This is a genomic window from Streptomyces sp. NPDC107454 (assembly GCF_055582885.1).
Map to the genome: position 1 here is coordinate 95,242 of NZ_JBVJPA010000001.1, position 19,235 is coordinate 114,476.

14 protein-coding genes and 2 pseudogenes are annotated in these 19,235 nt (G+C 70.9%); 11 read left to right on the forward strand and 5 right to left on the reverse strand.

The features are described 5' to 3' along the window. Nucleotides 1-14: 14 nt before the first annotated feature. Nucleotides 15-1,631, reverse strand: a complete 1,617-nt coding sequence (locus tag ACZ69M_RS00405) for a carboxyl transferase domain-containing protein (protein WP_075029220.1) — start codon at nucleotides 1,629-1,631, stop codon at nucleotides 15-17. Nucleotides 1,632-1,729: 98 nt separating this feature from the next. Here ACZ69M_RS00405 and ACZ69M_RS00410 point away from each other — a divergent pair, with 98 nt between their 5' ends. The 5 genes and pseudogenes from ACZ69M_RS00410 to ACZ69M_RS00430 form a co-directional block, all read left to right on the forward strand. After that, complete coding sequence (locus ACZ69M_RS00410) at nucleotides 1,730-2,332, forward strand: SACE_7040 family transcriptional regulator (protein ID WP_470045751.1); 603 nt, start codon at nucleotides 1,730-1,732, stop codon at nucleotides 2,330-2,332. Between the two features lie 527 nt (nucleotides 2,333-2,859). Continuing rightward, nucleotides 2,860-3,432: a hypothetical protein gene (locus ACZ69M_RS00415; protein ID WP_470045752.1), complete on the forward strand. Its 573-nt coding sequence runs from the start codon at nucleotides 2,860-2,862 to the stop codon at nucleotides 3,430-3,432. Between the two features lie 112 nt (nucleotides 3,433-3,544). Beyond that, on the forward strand, nucleotides 3,545-4,702 hold the full coding sequence (locus ACZ69M_RS00420) for an acyl-CoA dehydrogenase family protein (RefSeq protein ID WP_470045753.1): 1,158 nt from the start codon (nucleotides 3,545-3,547) through the stop codon (nucleotides 4,700-4,702). 46 nt (nucleotides 4,703-4,748) lie between these two features. Continuing rightward, on the forward strand, nucleotides 4,749-5,621 hold the full coding sequence (tesB, locus tag ACZ69M_RS00425; protein ID WP_352046951.1) for an acyl-CoA thioesterase II: 873 nt from the start codon (nucleotides 4,749-4,751) through the stop codon (nucleotides 5,619-5,621). A 317-nt stretch (nucleotides 5,622-5,938) separates the two neighbouring features. After that, a pseudogene (locus tag ACZ69M_RS00430) lies at nucleotides 5,939-6,497 on the forward strand (cation diffusion facilitator family transporter); the annotation flags it as partial. A 107-nt stretch (nucleotides 6,498-6,604) separates the two neighbouring features. Here ACZ69M_RS00430 and ACZ69M_RS00435 read toward each other — a convergent pair. Together ACZ69M_RS00435 and ACZ69M_RS00440 are read right to left on the reverse strand one after the other, a co-directional pair. Next, the gene (locus tag ACZ69M_RS00435) at nucleotides 6,605-7,390 is read right to left on the reverse strand and encodes a phosphatase (protein ID WP_470045754.1); all 786 of its coding nucleotides are present in this window, start codon (nucleotides 7,388-7,390) and stop codon (nucleotides 6,605-6,607) included. A 130-nt stretch (nucleotides 7,391-7,520) separates the two neighbouring features. Then, entirely contained in the window at nucleotides 7,521-9,101 is a 1,581-nt protein-coding gene (locus ACZ69M_RS00440; RefSeq protein ID WP_470046320.1) for a PucR family transcriptional regulator ligand-binding domain-containing protein, read from the reverse strand. Between the two features lie 203 nt (nucleotides 9,102-9,304). On the opposite strand from ACZ69M_RS00440, the gene ACZ69M_RS00445 reads away from it, so the two are divergent. The 3 genes from ACZ69M_RS00445 (at nucleotide 9,305) to ACZ69M_RS00455 (ending at nucleotide 13,610) form a co-directional block, all read left to right on the forward strand. Continuing rightward, complete coding sequence (locus ACZ69M_RS00445) at nucleotides 9,305-10,771, forward strand: sodium:solute symporter family protein (RefSeq protein ID WP_470045755.1); 1,467 nt, start codon at nucleotides 9,305-9,307, stop codon at nucleotides 10,769-10,771. A 149-nt stretch (nucleotides 10,772-10,920) separates the two neighbouring features. Then, nucleotides 10,921-11,925 (forward strand): agmatinase, encoded by a 1,005-nt coding sequence (speB, locus tag ACZ69M_RS00450; protein WP_470045756.1) that lies wholly within the window; start codon nucleotides 10,921-10,923, stop codon nucleotides 11,923-11,925. Then, nucleotides 11,922-13,610: a thiamine pyrophosphate-binding protein gene (locus tag ACZ69M_RS00455; RefSeq protein WP_470045757.1), complete on the forward strand. Its 1,689-nt coding sequence runs from the start codon at nucleotides 11,922-11,924 to the stop codon at nucleotides 13,608-13,610. The genes speB and ACZ69M_RS00455 overlap by 4 nt, the downstream gene beginning before the upstream one ends. 64 nt (nucleotides 13,611-13,674) lie before the next feature. Here the strand turns inward: ACZ69M_RS00455 and ACZ69M_RS00460 are convergent, their stop codons facing one another. Both ACZ69M_RS00460 and ACZ69M_RS00465 read right to left on the reverse strand, forming a co-directional pair. Further along, nucleotides 13,675-14,478 carry an endonuclease I family protein gene (locus ACZ69M_RS00460; protein ID WP_403695733.1) on the reverse strand — a complete coding sequence of 268 codons (804 nt, stop codon included), beginning with the start codon at nucleotides 14,476-14,478 and terminating at the stop codon, nucleotides 13,675-13,677. 199 nt (nucleotides 14,479-14,677) lie between these two features. Then, nucleotides 14,678-17,008 (reverse strand): ArnT family glycosyltransferase, encoded by a 2,331-nt coding sequence (locus tag ACZ69M_RS00465; RefSeq protein ID WP_470045758.1) that lies wholly within the window; start codon nucleotides 17,006-17,008, stop codon nucleotides 14,678-14,680. Between the two features lie 238 nt (nucleotides 17,009-17,246). On the opposite strand from ACZ69M_RS00465, the gene ACZ69M_RS00470 reads away from it, so the two are divergent. The 3 genes and pseudogenes from ACZ69M_RS00470 to ACZ69M_RS00480 all read left to right on the forward strand — a co-directional run. Next, on the forward strand, nucleotides 17,247-18,185 hold the full coding sequence (locus tag ACZ69M_RS00470) for a serine hydrolase (protein WP_470045759.1): 939 nt from the start codon (nucleotides 17,247-17,249) through the stop codon (nucleotides 18,183-18,185). Between the two features lie 53 nt (nucleotides 18,186-18,238). Further along, nucleotides 18,239-18,508 carry a hypothetical protein gene (locus ACZ69M_RS00475; RefSeq protein WP_470045760.1) on the forward strand — a complete coding sequence of 90 codons (270 nt, stop codon included), beginning with the start codon at nucleotides 18,239-18,241 and terminating at the stop codon, nucleotides 18,506-18,508. Nucleotides 18,509-18,851: 343 nt separating this feature from the next. Beyond that, a pseudogene (locus ACZ69M_RS00480) lies at nucleotides 18,852-19,226 on the forward strand (esterase-like activity of phytase family protein); the annotation flags it as partial. Between the last annotated feature and the right edge of the window lie 9 nt (nucleotides 19,227-19,235).

A 19,235-nucleotide genomic window follows, 5' to 3' on the forward strand; every position in this document is an offset into this window, starting at 1 on the left:
CTCGGGCACCCTCATCACATCCGGAAGACGCCGAACTGGGGGTCACCCAGTGGCGCGTTGGCGCAGGCGGTCAGTGCGAGCCCCAGCACCTGCCGGGTCTCCAGCGGGTCGATCACGCCGTCGTCCCAGAGGCGGGCCGTCGCGTAGTAGGCGCTGCCCTGCCGCTCGTACTGGGCGCGGATCGGGGCCTTGAAGGCGTCCTCGTCCTCGGCGGGCCAGGAGTCCCCGCGTGCCTCCAGCTGGTCGCGCTTGACGGTCGCGAGGACGGACGCGGCCTGCTCGCCGCCCATCACGGAGATCTTGGCGCCGGGCCACATCCACAGGAAGCGCGGCGAGTACGCCCGGCCGCACATCGAGTAGTTGCCCGCGCCGTACGAACCGCCGATCACCACGGTCAGCTTGGGCACGCGGGTGCAGGCGACGGCCGTGACCATCTTGGCGCCGTGCTTGGCGATGCCACCGGCCTCGTACTGACGCCCCACCATGAAGCCCGAGATGTTCTGCAGGAACACCAGGGGGATGCCGCGCTGGTCGCACAGCTCGATGAAGTGGGCGCCCTTCTGGGCGGACTCGGAGAACAGGATGCCGTTGTTGGCGACGATCCCGACCGGGTGTCCGTGGATGCGCGCGAAGCCCGTGACGAGCGTCTGCCCGAACTCCGCCTTGAACTCGGCGAAGCGTGAACCGTCCACCACGCGCGCGATGACCTCGCGTACGTCGTAGGGGGTGCGGGAGTCGACGGGCACCGCGCCGTAGAGCCCGTACGGATCCACCTTGGGCTCGACGGACTGCTCGACCGCCCAGGGGAGGGGCCCGCGCGCGGGGAGCGTGGCCGCGATGTTCCGTACGATCCGCAGCGCGTGCGCGTCGTCCTCCGCGAGGTGGTCGGTGACGCCCGACACACGCGCGTGTACCTCGCCGCCGCCCAGCTCCTCGGCGGTGACGACCTCGCCGGTGGCGGCCTTCACCAACGGGGGCCCGCCGAGGAAGATCGTGCCCTGATTGCGCACGATCACGGCCTCGTCGCTCATCGCCGGGACATACGCGCCACCGGCCGTGCACGAGCCGAGGACGGCGGCGATCTGCGGGATCCCCGCCCCCGACATCCGCGCCTGGTTGTAGAAGATCCGCCCGAAGTGCTCGCGGTCCGGGAAGACCTCGTCCTGCATGGGCAGGAAGGCGCCTCCGGAGTCGACGAGATAGACACAGGGGAGGCGGTTCTCGAGCGCCACCTCCTGTGCCCGCAGGTGCTTCTTCACGGTCATCGGGTAGTACGTGCCGCCCTTGACGGTGGCGTCATTGGCGACGATCACGCACTCGCGGCCGCTGACCCTGCCGATCCCGGCGATCACCCCCGCGGCCGGTGCCTGCCCGTCGTACATCCCGTGGGCGGCCAGCGGGGCCAGCTCCAGGAAGGGCGAGCCCGGGTCGAGGAGCGTGTCCACGCGCTCGCGCGGGAGCAGCTTCCCGCGCGCGGTGTGGCGCTCCCGGGCCCGCTCACCGCCCCCGAGGCGCGCCTCGGCGAGCTTGGCGCGCAGCTCCTCGCCGAGGGCGCGATGGGCCGCCTCGTTGGCCCGCCAGGCCTCCGACGCGGGATCTGCCGCGCTCGTCAGCTCCGGTGCTTCGTGCATGTCCCGCGGTCCCCTCACCAGTGGTCCACCAGTTAATGAGCGTTAACGCATGTCCTCCAGGTTAACGACCGCTAACCTCCCTGTCTAGAATTGCTTCCATGGCCACGAGAACCGACGCCCCCACCCGACGCGAGCAGATCCTCCGGGAGGCTGCCCGCCTCTTCGCCGAGCGCGGCTTCCACGGCGTCGGGGTGGACGAGATAGGAGCGGCGGTCGGCATCAGCGGCCCCGGTCTGTACCGGCACTTCGCGGGCAAGGACGCGATGCTCGCCGAGCTGCTGGTGGGGATCAGCGGGCAGCTGCTCACCGGCGGCAGGCGCCGGGTGGCGGAGGCCGACGGGGGTGCGGAGGCGGTCCTCGACTCGCTCGTCGAGGGTCACATCGACTTCGCGCTGGACGACCGTCCCCTGATCACCCTGCACGACCGAGAGCTGGACCGCCTGCGGGACAGCGACCGCAAGCTCGTACGGCAGTTGCAGCGGCAGTACGTCGAGCTGTGGGTGGAGGTCGTGCGCGAGGTGTATCCGGCCCTCACCGAACCCACCGCCCGCTCGGCGGTGCACTCGGTCTTCGGCCTCCTGAACTCGACCCCCCACCTCGGGCGGCCCGGGGCGCTGCCGGGGCGCGGCGTGACGGCGGCCCTGCTGCACCGGATGGCGCGGGGCGCCTTCGCGGCGGCGGCCGGGGACACCGTTCTTTGACACGGGTCCTCGACACGGGCCTTTGTGCATACGGGCTCCATGCATACGGGCTCCATGCGTGCGGGACGGGCTCTATGCGTGCGGGCTTTTGTGCATGCGGATTTTTTTGCCAGCGGCGGCTCTGTCCCCTGCGCCATGATGGCGCTCATGAACGGACACATGGCCATGAGCGAACAGGCTTCCGACTGGGTGACCCTCTTCCGCTTCGAGAACGTCCCCGGCTGCCCGCGGCCGGGGCGGCTGATGGCGGTTTGACTGCGTGACCGGGGCATCGACTGGGACCCCTTCGCCGTACGGGATGTACGGATCGACCTCATGTGCGGGGTCCGGTCGGACGGTCACTGGCACGGCACGGTCGTCGTCCGCGTGCGCGCCGACACCCTGCGCAGGCTAGGTCTCCATCCCGATCAGCCGACCTCGGCGCCGGCCGACCCGGTGCCGCCCAAGTGGTGGGGGCCATGGGCGCGTTGATCCGTGATCGCGGCTTTCTTCGGTCGCGTGCCGCCCGCGCTCGGTAGGTTCACGTCATGAGTGACGACGAGGACTACCTGGAGAAGAGTCCGGCAGCCGCACGGATGGGCAAGGCCGCCGAGTACCTGGTAGCGGCCTCGGCGATCCTCGCCACGGGCGGTGAGCTGAACGTCTCCACCTCGCTGGTGGACGACGAGGGGGTGGACCTCGTCTTCCACCGGCGCGGGAGCTCGGCGACGCTGGCGGTGCAGGTGAAGGCCCGGATGTCCACCGGGGCGCAGGTTCGCCAGGGCAGGCTGATGGCCTTCGTGCGTGCTCAGACCTTCCAGCCGCGGGCCGACCTGGACCTGCTGTTCGTCGCGGTGGATGTCGAGCGGGGAACGATCATGACCGCCTGGCTGATACCGAGCGGCACGTTCGGCGAGATGGTCGCCGAGCCCAGCGGCAGGGGGCGCTTCCGGTTCTCGGCGTCGATGAAGCCGGACTCCGAGGACCGCTGGACCCCGTTCCGGCTGACCGCCGCGGAACTCCCCCGGCGCGCTCTCGCCCGGCTGGCCGAGCGTGACGAGCGTCATGGGGGAGGCCGGCCGATGACTCTGGACGGTCGTCGTGACCGACGGGTAACCTGACATCTGAGCAAGCGCTTAGCCAAGGGACCGCAGCCATCCATTGAGCAACCCCGACGGCGAGCAACCACATCCGCGAGAGCGGCGCCGGTTCAGGCGCAGAGAGGGGCCGGCGGTGCGCCGTACGGTGTTCAACGAGGACCACGAGGCGTTCCGGGAGACCCTGCGGGCCTTCATAGAGGCCGAGGTCGTTCCCGTCTACGACGAGTGGTTCGCCGCGGGCCAGGCGCCGCGCGACTTCTACTACAAGCTCGCCGAGCTCGGCGTCTTCGGCATCCGCGTGGACGAGGAGTTCGGCGGCGCCGGCATCGACTCGTACAAGTTCGAGGCGGTGATGTACGAGGAGACCGCGCGCGCGGGTGTGCAGTTCGGCGGCTCCGGTGTGCACGTGCTGCTCGGCCTGCCGTACATCAAGATGCTCGCCACCGACGAGCAGAAGAAGCGGTTCCTGCCGAAGTTCGTCTCCGCCGAGGAGATGTGGGCCCTCGCGATGACCGAGCCGGGCACCGGCTCCGACCTCGCGGGCATGAAGACCACCGCCAAGCTCTCCGAGGACGGCACGCACTACGTCCTCAACGGCTCCAAGACCTTCATCACCGGTGGCGTGCACGCCGACCGCGTGATCGTCTGCGCCCGCACCTCCGCGCCCACGGCCGAGGACCGCCGTCACGGCATCTCCCTCTTCGCCGTCGACACCAAGTCCGAGGGCTACTCCATCGGCCGCAAGCTCGACAAGCTGGGCCTGAAGACCTCCGACACCGCCGAGCTGGCGTTCGTCGACGTGAAGGTCCCGGCCGAGGACCTCCTCGGCGAGGAGAACAAGGGCTTCTACTACCTCGGCCACAACCTCGCCTCCGAGCGCTGGGGCATCGCCTTCGGCGCGTACGCGCAGGCCAAGGCCGCCGTCCGGTTCGCCAAGGAGTACGTGCAGGAGCGCACCGTCTTCGGCAAGCCGGTCGCGCACTTCCAGAACACCAAGTTCGAGCTGGCCGCCTGCCAGGCCGAGGTGGACGCCGCCGAGGCCGTCGTCGACCGCGCCCTGGAGGCCCTGGACGCGGGTGAGCTGACCCCGGCCGAGGCCGCGTCCGCCAAGCTGTTCTGCACCGAGGTCGCGCACCGCGTGATCGACCGCTGCCTCCAGCTGCACGGCGGCTACGGCTTCATGAACGAGTACCCGATCGCCCGCCTGTACGCGGACAACCGCGTCAACCGTATCTACGGCGGCACCAGCGAGATCATGAAGTCGATCATCGCGAAGGACATGGGCCTCTAAGGCCCGCGAAAGATCACAGGAAACAACCGCACGATACAACTGACGCATGAGTCAGGCACTTGAGTCCCTGCTCGATCTGCTCGACCTGGAGCGGATCGAGCAGGACATCTTCCGCGGCCAGTCCCGCTCCGCCGTCGTCCCGCGCGTCTTCGGCGGGCAGGTGGCGGCGCAGGCACTGGTGGCCGCCGGGCGCACGGTCCCCGAGGACCGGCACGCGCACTCCCTGCACGCGTACTTCCTGCGTCCGGGGGATCCCGGCGCGCCCATCGTGTACACGGTGGACCGCATCCGCGACGGGCGCTCCTTCACCACCCGCCGCGTCGTCGCCATCCAGCACGGGCAGCCGATCTTCCACCTCTCCGCGTCCTTCCAGACGTACGAGGAGGGCATGGAGCACCAGGCCCCGATGCCGCCCGCGCCCGACCCGGAGACGCTGCCCACGGCCGCCGAACTGCTGCCGCTGTACGCCGATGTCATCAAGGACCCGTTCGTCGTCGAACGACTCCTCGAAGCGCGCGAGTCCGTCGATCTGCGCTACGTCGACGCGCCTCCGTACGGCACGGTCGGCGAGATCCGCGAACCGCACTCGCAGGTGTGGTTCCGCACCAACGGCAAGCTGGCCGACGATCCCCTCCTGCACGTCGTCCTCGCCACCTACGTCTCCGACATGACGCTCCTCGACTCGATCCTGCTCGCGCACGGGCGGGGCGGCTGGGTGACCGGGGACGTCGTCGGGGCCTCGCTGGACCACGCGATGTGGTTCCACCGCCCCTTCCGCGCCGACGAATGGCTGCTGTACGACCAGGAGTCGCCGTCCGCCTCCGGAGGCCGCGGCCTCGGCCAGGCCCGCATCTACACCCAGGACGGACGGCTCGCCATCTCGGTGATCCAGGAAGGCGTGGTCCGGGTGCCGAGGTGAGCTGCGCGGGCGGACCGTGGAGAAAGGAAGCGATGCGGAGCGCTTGTTCCCGTTGCGCCGCTTCCGAGTGAATGCGGCGGAAGCATGCCTGACGGACATGGCGGCAGGCTACGGTCGTCCTGTCCGGCGACGAATGCCGGACCTACCGCCAGACCTCTCGGGGGCTGGCTGACGCCGATGAAGCAGGAACCCGCGGTGGCGCCGCCAGTCGGCGCGGACCAGAATCTCCTTCTCGTTGGAACGGGGAGGGCGCCAAATCTGGGCGATGCTCGGCGATGTTCGCCGCCGTGACTTTCTCGGCGGCGTCTTCGCCGACCACGGGTGTCCAACAGGCGCGCGGGGGAGGCGGACCGTGTGGGGGCGCCCTTCAAACGCTACCTCCGGTACACCCCGGACACCGCCGTGAAGGCCGTGGTCCTGGAGGACTCGGCCGCCCTGATCGGCCTCGTCCTCGCGGCGGGCGGCCTGCTCGGCGGACAGCTCACCGGCTCCGGCGTCTGGGACGGCATCGCGTCTGTCTGCATCGGTCTCCTCCTGCTGTACGTCGCCCGGGTCCTCGGCCGCTCCAACGCCGAACTGCTGATCGGCCGCCCCCTCCCCAAGCCGGTGCGCGAGCGGATCCGGGCCGAACTGCTCGTCGTGGAGCACGTCGAGGCCGTACCGGAGCTCACGACCCTCGTGCAGGGGCCGCGCGAGGCGCTCGTCGCGGCCAAGGTCGACTTCAGGGACGTCTCGACCGCCGCCCAGATCGAATGGGCCTGCGAACAGGCGGAGGCCCGACTACGAGAGGCGTTCCCCGTGGTGAGCCGGGTCTACCTCGACCCGACACCGGGCTACCCCCAACGCCGCCAGGAGGGCCTGAACCCTTGGCCGTGACGGGGATTGCGCTCCCGGGCCGGGGCTGAGCCCCGGATCGCCGCCCACCCGAATCGTTCGGCTGCGGGCCGGTGGGGGCTGGTCGCCCAGTTCCCCGCGCCCCGTTTCTACAGGGTCGCCGCAGCCAGCAGATACGCCGTCAGCGGGTCGTAGAACCGCGGGCTGGTGACGTGGTCGTCCAGGGGGACCGTCACCTGGACCGTACCCTCGGACTCGGCGAGGAAGAGGGCCGGGTCGTTGCAGTCGGCGTAGCCGACGGAGTCGATGCCGAGCTGGCCCGCGCAGCCGGCCCAGCCGTGGTCCGCGACGACCAGGTCGGGCAGGGGCCGGCCCGCGCCCTCCAGGCCCTTGAGGATCGCGCGCATCGGCTCGCCCGAGTGGGTGTGCCACAGCGTGGCCCCGTGCTCCAGCACCGCCACGTCCGCGAACTGCATGACGTACCCCTCGTCCGTCTGCAGCCCGTCCGGAATGACGACGATCTCGCAGCCGGCGCCGCGCAGCGCGGCGGCGGTGGCACGGTGCACGTCGAGCAGGCCGCCGGGGTGGCCGGTCGCGAACAGCACCCGCTGCTCACCGTCCGCCGCCTTGCGCAGCCGCGCCGCCATCCGGTCCAGGGCGTCGACGGTCAGCTCGGGGTCGATGGTGTCCTGGCCGTAGCGGTACTCCGGGTCGTCGTTCACACCGCACCGCTCCGCCATCACGGCGAGCACGTCCTGCTCGTCGGTCCAGCGGTCTCCGAGTTCCAGGCCGAGCCAGAAGTTGCGGTCGCCGTTGGCGAGCTTGCGGTAGTGGGAAAGGTTGTTCTCGCGGGGCGTGGCGACGTCGCCCGCGATACGGGTCTTCACGAGGTGGTCGACGAGCTCGGCGCGGCTGGGGGTCCCGGATATCGGCATGCCCCCCATTGTGCCGGGGTGCTCCGCTGGGAGGGTGGTTGTCCTGCACCGTGGGATGTGGGTCACTCGGCGTGAGGCGGGCGTCGAGGGGTGTGTTTCCCAGGTTCGTTCCCGGTTCCTTCCCGGGTTCTCAGGTGTCCCTCAGTGCGAACCACAACTCCATCCGTACGTCCGCGTCGTCGAGGTCCGCCTCCAGCAACGCCGCACACCGTGCGATGCGTTGGCGGACGGTGTTGCGGTGGACGGAGAGGGCGACGGCCGTGCGGTCCCAACTGCCGTGCAGGGAGAGCCAGGTGCGCAGGGTCTCGGTGAGGGCGGGGGTGGCGGCGATGGGGGCGAGGAGGGTGCGCGCGTGGGCCGCGGCGTCGGCCGGCGGCACGAGGTCCGCCAGGGCGGGGCGCTCGCCGTGACGGACGAGGGGCGTGCGGGTCGCTCGGGCGCGGGCCAGGGCGCGGGCCGCCTGCCCGTCGGCGGACGCCCACTCGTGCGGGCCGACCGCCGCGCTGACCCCGCAGATCCAGCCCTTCTGCGCGGTCGGCTCGCGGTCGCCGGGGATGAGGACGCGTACGACACTCCCACCGGTGTCGATGAGCGCGGAGCCCAGTGCCGTCCCCAGCGCGGACGCGGCGACGGCGTCCGGCGCCGGGCCGTCCGCCGCGGGGCGGGCGTGCACGACGGTCCACCGGTCCCCGCCGAGCAGCGGGGCCACCTCCTCGGGCGCGGCGCCCAGCAGGAGCCGTACGAGCGCCGCCGAGCGCGCCGAGCCGCTCCCGCTCTGCTGTTCCCCGGTGAGGAGGGAGAGGAGGACGGCCGCGACGGAGGCGATGGTGTGGTCACCGGGGTCCCGGTGCGGTGCCGCGACCCCGAGGACGAAGCCCCGCCCGCCGCCGAGGGCGTACGCGGCCAGGTGGGTGCCGCCCACGGTGTCGGTGGCGGAGGAGGGGGTGGGAGTGGAGGCGGGAGTCGGGGCGGGGGGTGGAGTGGGGTCCTGGGGGACCGCGGGCCGGTGCGGCCCGGGGCGTACGACGGCGGCCAGGGCGCCGAGTGCGGCCACGGGGCCGTCCTGCGGTGTTCTTCCCGCGCGGGCCAGCTCCGCACCCTCCGGTCCGTACAGCACCGCCCAGCCGCGCACCCGCTGGGCCAGCTGCCGCAGCACCGCCGCCACCGGGTCCGGGCGCGCGGCGGCCGCCGCCAGACTCTGCTGGGCCTCCGTGACCCGCCGCAGCTCCGCCAGCCGGGCCTGCGCCATCAGCTGCCACACCGCGCGGGCCACGCCCGAGAAGGTGGTCTGGGGCGGGACCTCCAGCAGGGGCAGGCCGTAGGAGTCGCAGGCCGCGACCAGCGCGCGCGGGACCGTGTCGTGCACCGGCGCCAGGCCGAAGCCGAGCGCCGCGCCGCCCGCCGCCACGATCCGGGAGACGTAGTCGTCGAAGTAGGTGCCCGAGCCCGCCGCCTCCGGGATGTGCACCCCGGCGGTCAGCAGCAGCTCACCGCCCAGCAGATACGGGTACGGGTCCGCCATCTCCGACGTGTGCGCCCAGTGGATCACCGTGTCCGGGCCGACGGGGCCCGCGATGTGGCGCAGGCCGAGGTCCTCCCGGGCCAGGAGGGCGGACAGCGGGACCGGTGGGGTGGGTGGGACAGGCGGGACCGGCGTGGTGGATGTGGTGGATGTGGCAGATGTGTCCGGCATGGTGGACGTTCCCTCCATCCGGATCGGCTGCAATGGATGAAACGTACACTTCAGAGTCATCTTCCGGCCACCTAAGGTCAGTGCCGTCGGCAGCCGCGGGTACGGGCGTATGTCCCCGCGATCAGCTGCCGGACTCCCGGCCGGGTATCGCTCGCCCGGCCCGCGTCCCCACGTCCATCTGCACGACACGCCACCGATGAGTGCGCGAAGGAGGGCCCCCTATGGCCGTCGACTACACAGTGATCGTCATCTATCTGGCCGGCATGCTGGCCATGGGCTGGTGGGGCATGCGCCGCGCCAAGTCGAAGAGTGAGTTCCTGGTGGCCGGACGGCGCCTGGGCCCCGCGATGTACTCCGGGACCATGGCCGCGATCGTCCTCGGCGGCGCGTCCACCATCGGCGGCGTCGGGCTCGGATACAAGTACGGGCTCTCCGGCGCCTGGATGGTGTTCACCATCGGCCTCGGACTCCTCGCCCTCTCGGTGTTCTTCTCCGCCCGGATCGCCCGCCTGAAGGTCTACACCGTCTCCGAGATGCTCGACCTCCGCTACGGCGGCCGGGCCGGTGTCATCTCCGGTGTCGTCATGTGGGCGTACACCCTGATGCTCGCGGTCACCTCGACCATCGCGTACGCCACCATCTTCGACGTCCTCTTCGACATGAACCGGACGCTCGCGATCATCATCGGCGGCTCGATCGTCGTCGCGTACTCCACGCTCGGCGGCATGTGGTCGATCACCCTCACCGACATGGTGCAGTTCGTCGTGAAGACGGTCGGCGTGCTGCTGCTCCTGCTCCCCATCGCGGTGATCAAGGCCGGTGGGTTCAGCGAGATGAAGGCCAAGCTGCCCACGGAGTACTTCGACCCGCTGGGCATCGGCGGCGAGACGATCTTCACCTACGTGCTGATCTACACCTTCGGCATGCTCATCGGCCAGGACATCTGGCAGCGCGTGTTCACCGCCCGCAGCGACACGACCGCCAAGTGGGGCGGCACCGTCGCCGGCACCTACTGCCTGGTGTACGCCGTCGCCGGCGCCGTCATCGGCACGGCGGCCAAGGTGCTCTACCCGACACTGCCCAGCGCCGACACCGCCTTCGCGACCATCGTCAAGGACGAGCTTCCGGTCGGCGTACGGGGCCTCGTGCTCGCCGCCGCCCTCGCCGCCGTGATGTCCACGTCCTCCGGCGCCCTCATCGCCTGCGCCACCGTCGCCAACAACGACATCTGGGCCAAGCTGCGCGGGGCCGTACGGCCCCGGGGGGACGACCACGACGAGGTCAAGGGGAACCGGGTCTTCATCCTCGTCATGGGTATCGCCGTGATCTGTACCGCCATCGCCCTCAACAACGTCGTCGAGGCGCTGACCGTCGCGTACAACCTGCTCGTCGGCGGTCTGCTCGTCCCGATCCTCGGCGGACTGCTGTGGAAGCGCGGGACCGTGCACGGCGCGCTCGCCTCCGTCGTCGTCGGCGGGCTCGCGGTCGTCGGACTGATGGCGACCTACGGCATCCTTGCGAACGAGCCCGTCTACTACGGGCTGCTGTCCTCGCTGGTCGCGTACGTGATCGTCTCCCTGGCCACACCCGCGACCGACCCGGCGGTCCTGGCCGCCTGGCGCGAGCGGCTGGCGGGGCGCGGCGCGGATGCCGAGACCGAGACCGAGCCGGCGGCCGTGGTCGCCTAGCCGCCGCACGTCGCCCCAGCCCCCGAAGAGCTTCGGCCCGGCCGCCGCACGGCGACCGGGCCGGGCGGCCCCCGGTCAGCGGGGTCCGCGACACTGGAAAAGCATCACCTGTACGACGTATCACCCGTACCACCTGGAGGAGTCCGACGATGAGCAGCACCGAGTTCCCGGCAGCAGGCGACAGTCAGCCACGCGGCCCCGTCGACTCGTCCCGCGTCCCGCGGTACGCGGGCCCCGCGACCTTCGCCCGGCTGCCGCGCCTCGACGAGGTCGGCCGCGCCGACGTCGCCGTGGTCGGCGTGCCCTTCGACTCCGGGGTCTCCTACCGGCCCGGCGCCCGCTTCGGCGGCAACGCCATCCGCGAGGCCTCCCGCCTGCTGCGCCCGTACAACCCGGCGCAGGACGCCTCCCCCTTCGCCCTCGCCCAGGTCGCCGACGCCGGTGACATCGCGGCGAACCCGTTCAACATCAACGAGGCCGTGGAGACGGTCGAGGCCGCGGCCGACGAGCTGCTCGGCACGGGCGCTCGCCTGATGACGCTGGGCGGCGACCACACCATCGCGCTCCCGCTCCTGCGCTCCGTCGCCAAGAAGCACGGCCCGGTGGCCCTGCTCCACTTCGACGCGCACCTCGACACCTGGGACACCTACTTCGGCGCCGAGTACACGCACGGCACCCCGTTCCGCCGGGCGGTGGAGGAGGGGATCCTGGACACGGAGGCCCTCTCCCACGTCGGCACCCGCGGCCCGCTGTACGGCAAGCAGGACCTCACCGACGACGAGAAGATGGGCTTCGGCATCGTCACCTCGGCGGACATCTACCGTCGCGGCGCCGACGAGGTCGCCGACCAGCTGCGCCAGCGCATCGGCAACCGCCCGCTCTACATCTCCATCGACATCGACTGCCTCGACCCGGCGCACGCCCCCGGCACGGGCACGCCAGAGGCCGGTGGCATGACCTCCCGCGAGCTGCTGGAGATCCTGCGAGGACTGTCCTCCTGCAACCTGGTCTCCGCGGACGTGGTCGAGGTCGCGCCCGCGTACGACCACGCCGAGATCACGGCGGTGGCCGCGTCCCACACGGCGTACGAACTGACGACGATCATGTCCCGCCAGATCGCGGCGGCCAGGGCTCAGGAGGCCGGGAACAAGTGACTCACGAACACGACCTGGTGCTCCGTCCGTCGGCGGCGCAGACGGAGGCCGCGCTGAATCCGCCCCCCGGCCGCAACGGCGGAGACCTGGTCGTGGAGACCCTCGCCGGTCTCGGCGCCACGACCGTCTTCGGCCTGCCCGGCCAGCACGCGCTCGGCATGTTCGACGCCCTGCGCCGGTCCTCGTTGCAGTACATCGGACTGCGGGTGGAGAACAACGCGGGGTTCGCGGCCGACGCGTACGGCCGCATCACGGGTGAGGCCGCGCCCCTGCTGCTCTCCACCGGCCCGGGAGCGCTGACCTCCCTGGCCGCGCTCCAGGAGGCCGCCGCGGCCTCCGCCCCCGTCCTCGCCATCAGCAGCCAGATCCCCACCGCCGGGCTGGGCGGCGGACGCCACGGCTATCTGCACGAACTTCCCGACCAGCAGGCCTCGTTCAGGGGTGTCGTCAAGTCCGTCCACACGGTCCGTACGCAGTCGCAGATCCCCTCCGCGATCGCGGCGGCCTGGGAGTCGGCGCTGACCGCCCCGCACGGCCCGGTCTGGGTGGAGATCCCGCAGGACGTCCTGCTCGCCGAGACCCACCTGCCGCAGGTCACGGCTATGGACGCGACCCCGGAGGACGTCGTCCCGCGCCCCGAACTGACGGCGCTGGCGGCCCACTTGCTGTCCTCGGCGGCCCGCCCCGCGATCATCGCGGGCGGCGGGGTCGTACGGTCGGACGCGTCCGGCAAGCTGAGGTCCCTGGCGGAGAAGCTGAACGCGCCGGTCGTCACCACCTTCGGCGGCAAGGGCGCCTTCCCCTGGACCCACCCGCTCTCGCTCCAGTCCTGGCTGGAGGACCGGCACACCACGGACTTCCTGGAGGACGCGGACGTCCTGCTGGTCGTCGGTTCCGGCCTCGGCGAACTGTCCTCGAACTACCACACGTTCAAGCCCCGCGGCCGGGTCGTCCAGATCGAGGCCGACCTCGGCAAGCTGGAGTCCAACCACCCGGCGATCGGCATCCACGCGGACGCCAGGCTCGCGCTCTCCGCGCTCCTGGAGACCGTCGAGGACCGCCCCGACCCGACGGCCGCGGACCGCGTCCGGGCGCTGCTCGACCGGGTGGGGGAGCGCATCGCCGCACAGGAACTCACCCTGGAACAGGAGGTGCTGGCGTCCGTCCGCCGGGCCCTCCCGTCCACCTCCCCGTCCTTCTGGGACATGACCATCCTGGCGTACTGGGCGTGGTCCGCGTTCGACCCGCGCGGAAAGAACACCATGCACTCCGCCCAGGGCGCGGGCGGCCTCGGCTACGGCTTCCCGGCGGCCCTCGGCGCGGCGGCGGCCGACCCCACCCGCCCGGTCCTCGCGGTCTCCGGCGACGGCGGCGCGTTGTACTCGATCGCCGAACTCGCCACGGCGAGGCAGTACGACCTGAACGTCACCTGGCTGATCGTCGACGACGGCGGCTACGGCATCCTGCGCGAGTACATGACCGACGCCTTCGGCCAGCCCACGGCGACGGAACTGACCCGCCCCGACTATGTGGCGCTGGCCGAGTCCTTCGGCGTCCCGGGGGTCCGTACGACCCCCGAGACCCTGGAGGAGGACCTGGCCAAGGCCCTCGCGAGCCCCGGCCCGTCCGTGGTGCTGCTCCCGGCGGTGCTGCGGATGTTCGCGCCCACGCACCTCGGGAGCTGACGGCACGGTCGACCGCTACGGCCCGGTGGCCCGGGCCGTAGCGGTCGACCGCCGTCACGGCCGTCTACCAGATCGCGTCGACCCACTCCGGGTGGTCGATGAACGGGTTGCGGTTGTGCTGGTAGGTGTCGTAGATGACCTGGTTGCGCTTTTCCTCGAAGGCGCTCGGCGGGTCCTCGTCGCTCCACGCCTTGAGCACGGAGAGCTTGCCGATGTACGGGTTGCTTCCGTTGTTCACCTTCTCGTTGGGCTCCAGGTCGGCGAAGCCGTCGCCGCCGTCGTAGCGCACCGCCATGTAGAGGATCATGCGGGCCACGTCGCCCTTGTCCGCGTCACGCGGCTCGAACGAGTCGGAGTCGGTGAGGCTGCCGCCCCCGCCGCTGACCGTGCTGCCGCCGTTGTCGAAGTCCTTGTTGCCACGGATGCTGTTGACCTGGACGTCCGCGGGACGCAGGTGGTGCAGGTCCGTGCCGGGACCCGTCACCTCGCCGAAGTCGCCGTGGGACTTGGCCCACACGTGCTCGCGGTTCCAGTCGCCGACGTCTCCGCCGTTGAGCGACTTGGCGCGCGAGGTGCCGCTGTACAGCAGGATCACGTTGTTGCTGTTGTTCGGGTCCTGGTCGGTGACCATGAGCGCGTTCCAGACCGCGGAGTACGAGATCTTGGTCTGGCTGCTGATGATCGTGTGCAGCGAGGACTTCAGGCTGCTGCCGGTCTTGCCGATCGCGTTCTTGTAGTACGTGCTGTCGTACGCGGTCGTCGTGGCGCTCGCGGGAGTGGCGGTCATCGTCGGCAGGGTGAGGCCTACCAGGACGGCCGAGGTGGTCAGCGCCAGCGTCTTCCAGCGGCGTATGTGCGTGGCGGGCATGGTGGGGGCGTCCGTTCTACGCGGGTTGAATGAGCGGGCAACCGGAGCGTGACATGGACATGCGTTTCAGGGAATGAACGGAGCGTGTCGGTTGCGTGACGGAAACCGGCAAGTCGCTTGTTGTGGGCGCGATGTGACACACCGAAAGGCCCCTGACCGCAGGTGAATGGTCAGGGGCCCTTCGGCGTTCGTGAGGGAGTCAGTTCACGTCGGACGGGTCCAGGCGGTAGAGCGTCGAGGCCGACTGGGCCGACTGGTCGTTCTCCGACCCGGAGCTCGTGGTCGAACTCGACTTGGATGCACTCGACTCGGAGGACGAGGTCTTGCTGTAGGCGCTCTCCTTCACCGCCGTGGCGTTCTTCTGCACCCAGGCGGTGACGGCGGAGCTGACGCTGTTGTTGCCGCCCATGCCGCCGCCCATGCCCGAGCCGCCGACCTGGATGTAGTGCAGCTCGCCCTTCTTCACCAGTTCCTTGAGCTTGGCGACCGTCATGCCCTTGTCGGTGCCGGTGAAGCCGTACATGGAGATGACGGGCTTGTGGGTGCTCAGGATCAGCTGCCCGGCGCTCTGCGAATTGGACACCGCGAGCAGCCACTTGGCGCCGTCCTGGTGCTTCTCCAGGTACGAGATCAGCTCGCTGCTGGTCTCGCCGCCCATGCCGCCACCGCCGCCGAAGCCGCCGCGCTGACCGCCCGTGCCGCCCGGGGCGCCGCCGTTCTCGCCACCGGCCTGGCCGCCCGTGCCGCCGCCCGGGAACTCGCCGTTCTGGCCGCCCGTGCCGCCGCCCGTACCACCGCCGGGGAAGCCACCGTTCTCGCCGCCCTGCGGGGCGCCGCCGGGCAGTTCGCCGGTTCCACCGCCGCCGGGCGTCATCTGGCCGCCCTCCTGGCCGGCCGCCTGGCCGCCCTGCTGGGTGCCGCCGGGCATCTCGCCGCCGCCCGGACCACCCGCGTTGCCACTGGGACCGCCCCGTCCGCCGCCGCCGAAGCCGCCACCACCCGTGGACGGTCCCGCGGTCGGATTGGTGCCGCCCATGCCGCCGCCCGCGCCGCCCGCACTGGCCGGGACGGCGAACGAGTACGCCGCCGGGCCCGCGAGAGCCGCGACGACCGCCGCCGCCAGGGACGCGGCCAGCAGCCGTACGCGGTTGCCGGAGCGGAAGACGAACAGGCCGACGACGCCCAGCGCCATGACCACCGCGATGGCCGGCCACAGCCAGGTGTTCCAGTCGGTGGCCCGGCGCAACAGCACGACCGCCCAGATGCCGGTGACCGCGAGAGCGGCGGGCAGCACCCAGGACCAGCGGACGTCGCCGCCGCGGAAGGCACGCAGCAGCATGACGCCGCCGCCACCGCACAGGGCCGCGATACCGGGGGCGACCGCGGTCGTGTAGTACGGGTGCATGGTGCCCTCGGCCGTGGCGAACGTCAGGTAGTGCAGCAGCAGCCAGCCGCCCCACAGCACCAGCGCCGCACGGGTCGGGTCGATGCGCGGGGCGCGCCCGCACAGCACCAGGCCGCCGACGAGGGCGATGCCCGCGAAGGGGATCAGCCAGGAGATCTGGCCGCCCAGGATGTCGTTGAACAGCCGGCCGAGGCCCGCGGAACCGGAGAAGCCGCCGCCACCACCTCCGCCGCCACCGCCGTTGCCCTCACCGCCGAGGACGCGGCCCAGGCCGTTGTAGCCGAAGATCAGGTTCCAGGCGGTGCCGTCCGTCGAACCGCCGATGTAGGGACGGTCGTCGGCGGGCACCAGCGAGACGGCCGTCGCCCACCAGAAGCTGGACACGGCCAGGGCCACGGCGGCCAGCAGCAGGTTGCGGATCCGCTTCGCCCAACCGAGGTGCGACGCGTACAGGTAGACCGCGAAGACGGCGGGCAGCGCGATGTAGCCCTGGAGCATCTTCGTGTTGAAGGCGAGCCCGAAGCAGACGGCCGAGCCGAGCAGCGGCAGCAGCCTGCCGTCGCGGGTCGCGCGCAGTCCGAGGGCCGCGCCCGACACCATCAGGAGGAGGAGCAGGGTGTCGGGGTTGTTGTCGCGGTTGATGGCGACGGTGATCGGGGTGAGCGCGAGCACCAGCGCGGCGATCGCGGCGGCCGCGTGGCCGAACACCCGCTTCACGGAGGAGTGCAGGATCCAGATCGTGCCGAGGGCGGCCACGATCATCGGCAGCATCATCTGCCAGGTGCCGAAGCCGAAGATCCGGCACGACAGGCCCATGACCATGAGGGCGAGCGGCGGCTTGTCGACGGTCAGGAAGTTGCCCGCGTCGAGCGAGCCGAAGAACCACGCCTTCCAGCTCTGGGTTCCGCTGTAGATCGCGGAACTGTAGAAGCTGTTGAGGCCGGAGCCGGACAGGTTCCAGGAGTACAGCACCGTGGCCAGCGCCATGATCGCGATCAGGGCGGGGAGGGACCAGCGGGGCGCGGCGGATGTGGGCGACGGCTCCTGGGGCGGCGCGGCGGCCGGTGCGCCGGGGGCCACGGAGGGGCCGGGGGCCGGGGGCAGTGGGTCGGTGGCAGATGTCACCAGTGCACCGTGCACACCGCCGATGGGTACGGGCTGTGCTCTGTCTGGGGGCGAGCTGTGGATGGATGAGACGCGGGTAAGAGAGTCACTCCCTCGAATCTCTCTCCGACCCTCTCTCCGACCCTCTCGAATCCCGCTCCAAAGAACACCCGTACAACTTTCGGTCACCCAGACGAGTCATGAGAGGCGAGTGCGCCACAGGCGCGCTCGTATTGGTAGAAGGGGATGGGGAACCTCCATGACTCACCGGATATCCCGGCGTGCCCGTGTGCTCGCGGCGAGCCTCGGCGCCGGGGTGATCGTGCCGTTCGCGGCCGCCGCCGCACCGGCCGCCGCCGCCACGGCACCGCAGGTCAGCTGTACGTCGAGCAAGACGGGCCTGGCCGCCAAGCTGCAGAAGGACATCACCACGGCGCTCAGGGGCCGCGCCGGCACCGTCGCCGTCGGTCTCTACGACCGTACGACGAAGACCACGTGCTCCCTGCGGAGCAGCTCCGCGTACGACTCCGCCAGCGTCGTCAAGGCCACCGTGCTGGCCACGCTGCTGTGGGACGCCAAGAAGCACAACCGGTATCTGACCACCCGTGAGCAGAGCCTCGCCACGGCCATGATCACCAAGTCGGACAACAACGCCACCAGCACGCTGTGGAAGCAGCTCGGTGTGACCAAGGTGAAAGGTTTCCTCGCCGCTGCCGGGATGACCCAGACCAAGCCGGGTGCCAACAACTACTGGGGTCTCACCCAGATCACCGTCCGGGACGAGCAGAAGCTGCTCGCGCTGCTCACCGCCAAGAACTCGGTGCTGAGCGACAACTCCCGTGCCTACGAGCTGAAGTTGATGGGCAAGGTCATCTCCTCGCAGCGCTGGGGCACCCCGGCCGGAGCGCCCTCCTCGGTCGCCGTGCACGTCAAGAACGGCTGGCTGTCGCGTGCCACGCACGGCTGGCGCGTGCACAGCATCGGCACGTTCAACGGCGCGGGTCACGACTACATGATGACCGTACTGACGCAGGACAACAGCACCATGCAGTACGGCGTCAACACCATCCAGGCCGTCGCCAAGGCCATCCACAAGGACCTGGTGCCGGCCCCGTCCACGACCAGCGCGAGCGTGCTGCGGTACGTGCCCACGGCCAACCCCCAGGAAGCGATCCCGGCGGTGCCGTCCGCGGGCTGACGCTTCACGAGGCGGTCTCCCGCGCGTCACCCCGCCGTCCTACCGTGACCGGCATGCGTATGAGATCCGTACTCGCCACCGTCACCGCCGGCCTGGCGGCGGCCACCTGTGTGACCGCCGCCGCTCCGGCCGACGCCCACGGCGGCAGCGCCCCGGGCGTCCACGCCTGCTCGCCCGCCGTCTCGATCACGAGCTACTCCGACGCACTCGACAAGACGACGTACGACGGCACCTTCGTCGGCAACCTCTCCGTCCAGTGCGGCTACCGCACCGACACCGGCCTCGGTGTCTCCGAGGCGCAGGCCACCGTTCCTCTGGACTGAGCAGGAGTGACTCTGCTCAGCCGCACGCCCCGAACGGTCTTGGGCGTACTGGTCCCCGGCGTACTCATCCCCGGGGCAGCGACACGCATCCTGTGCGTGGTCCGGGCCCGGGAGGTCGGTTCCCTGCGCGACCTGGCCACATGGGTACGGCCAGAGGCGACGGGGAGGCCCTGAACCATCACTCCGGTGGAGCAGGGGCCCCGCACGCTGGCGCCGTACCCGGCGTCCCAGATCACACGATCACGCTAACCCGGACGGCCCAGTAGGCCGCAAGCCCGGAAGCCGACCGTCACACGATCGAGCTAAACCGCCCTCATGCACGCTCCCCGGCGAGCAGTTGCCAACCCCCGACGGCCGCCTCCTCGTCCTGGAGCGCGGCTTCACCGCGGGCGTCGGCAACACCGTCCGCCTCTACCTCGCCGACCTCCGCCACGCCACGGACACCCGCCGTGTCGACACCCTGACCGGCCAGGACGGCGTGCGGCTCGCCCGCAAGACACTTCTCGCCGACCTCGTGAACTGTCCTTCACTGGGCGCCCAGGCCAAGCAGCCCCAGCCCAACCCCCTCCTCGACAACATCGAGGGCCTGACGATCACCGGCCGCACCCCGGACGGCCGTCTCAAGCTCCTCCTGGTCAGCGACGACAACCAGAACGCCGTCCAGACCACCCGCCTGTACTCCCTGAGCGCCCGCTTGCCGCACACGGCGAACGGCTGATTATTGCGG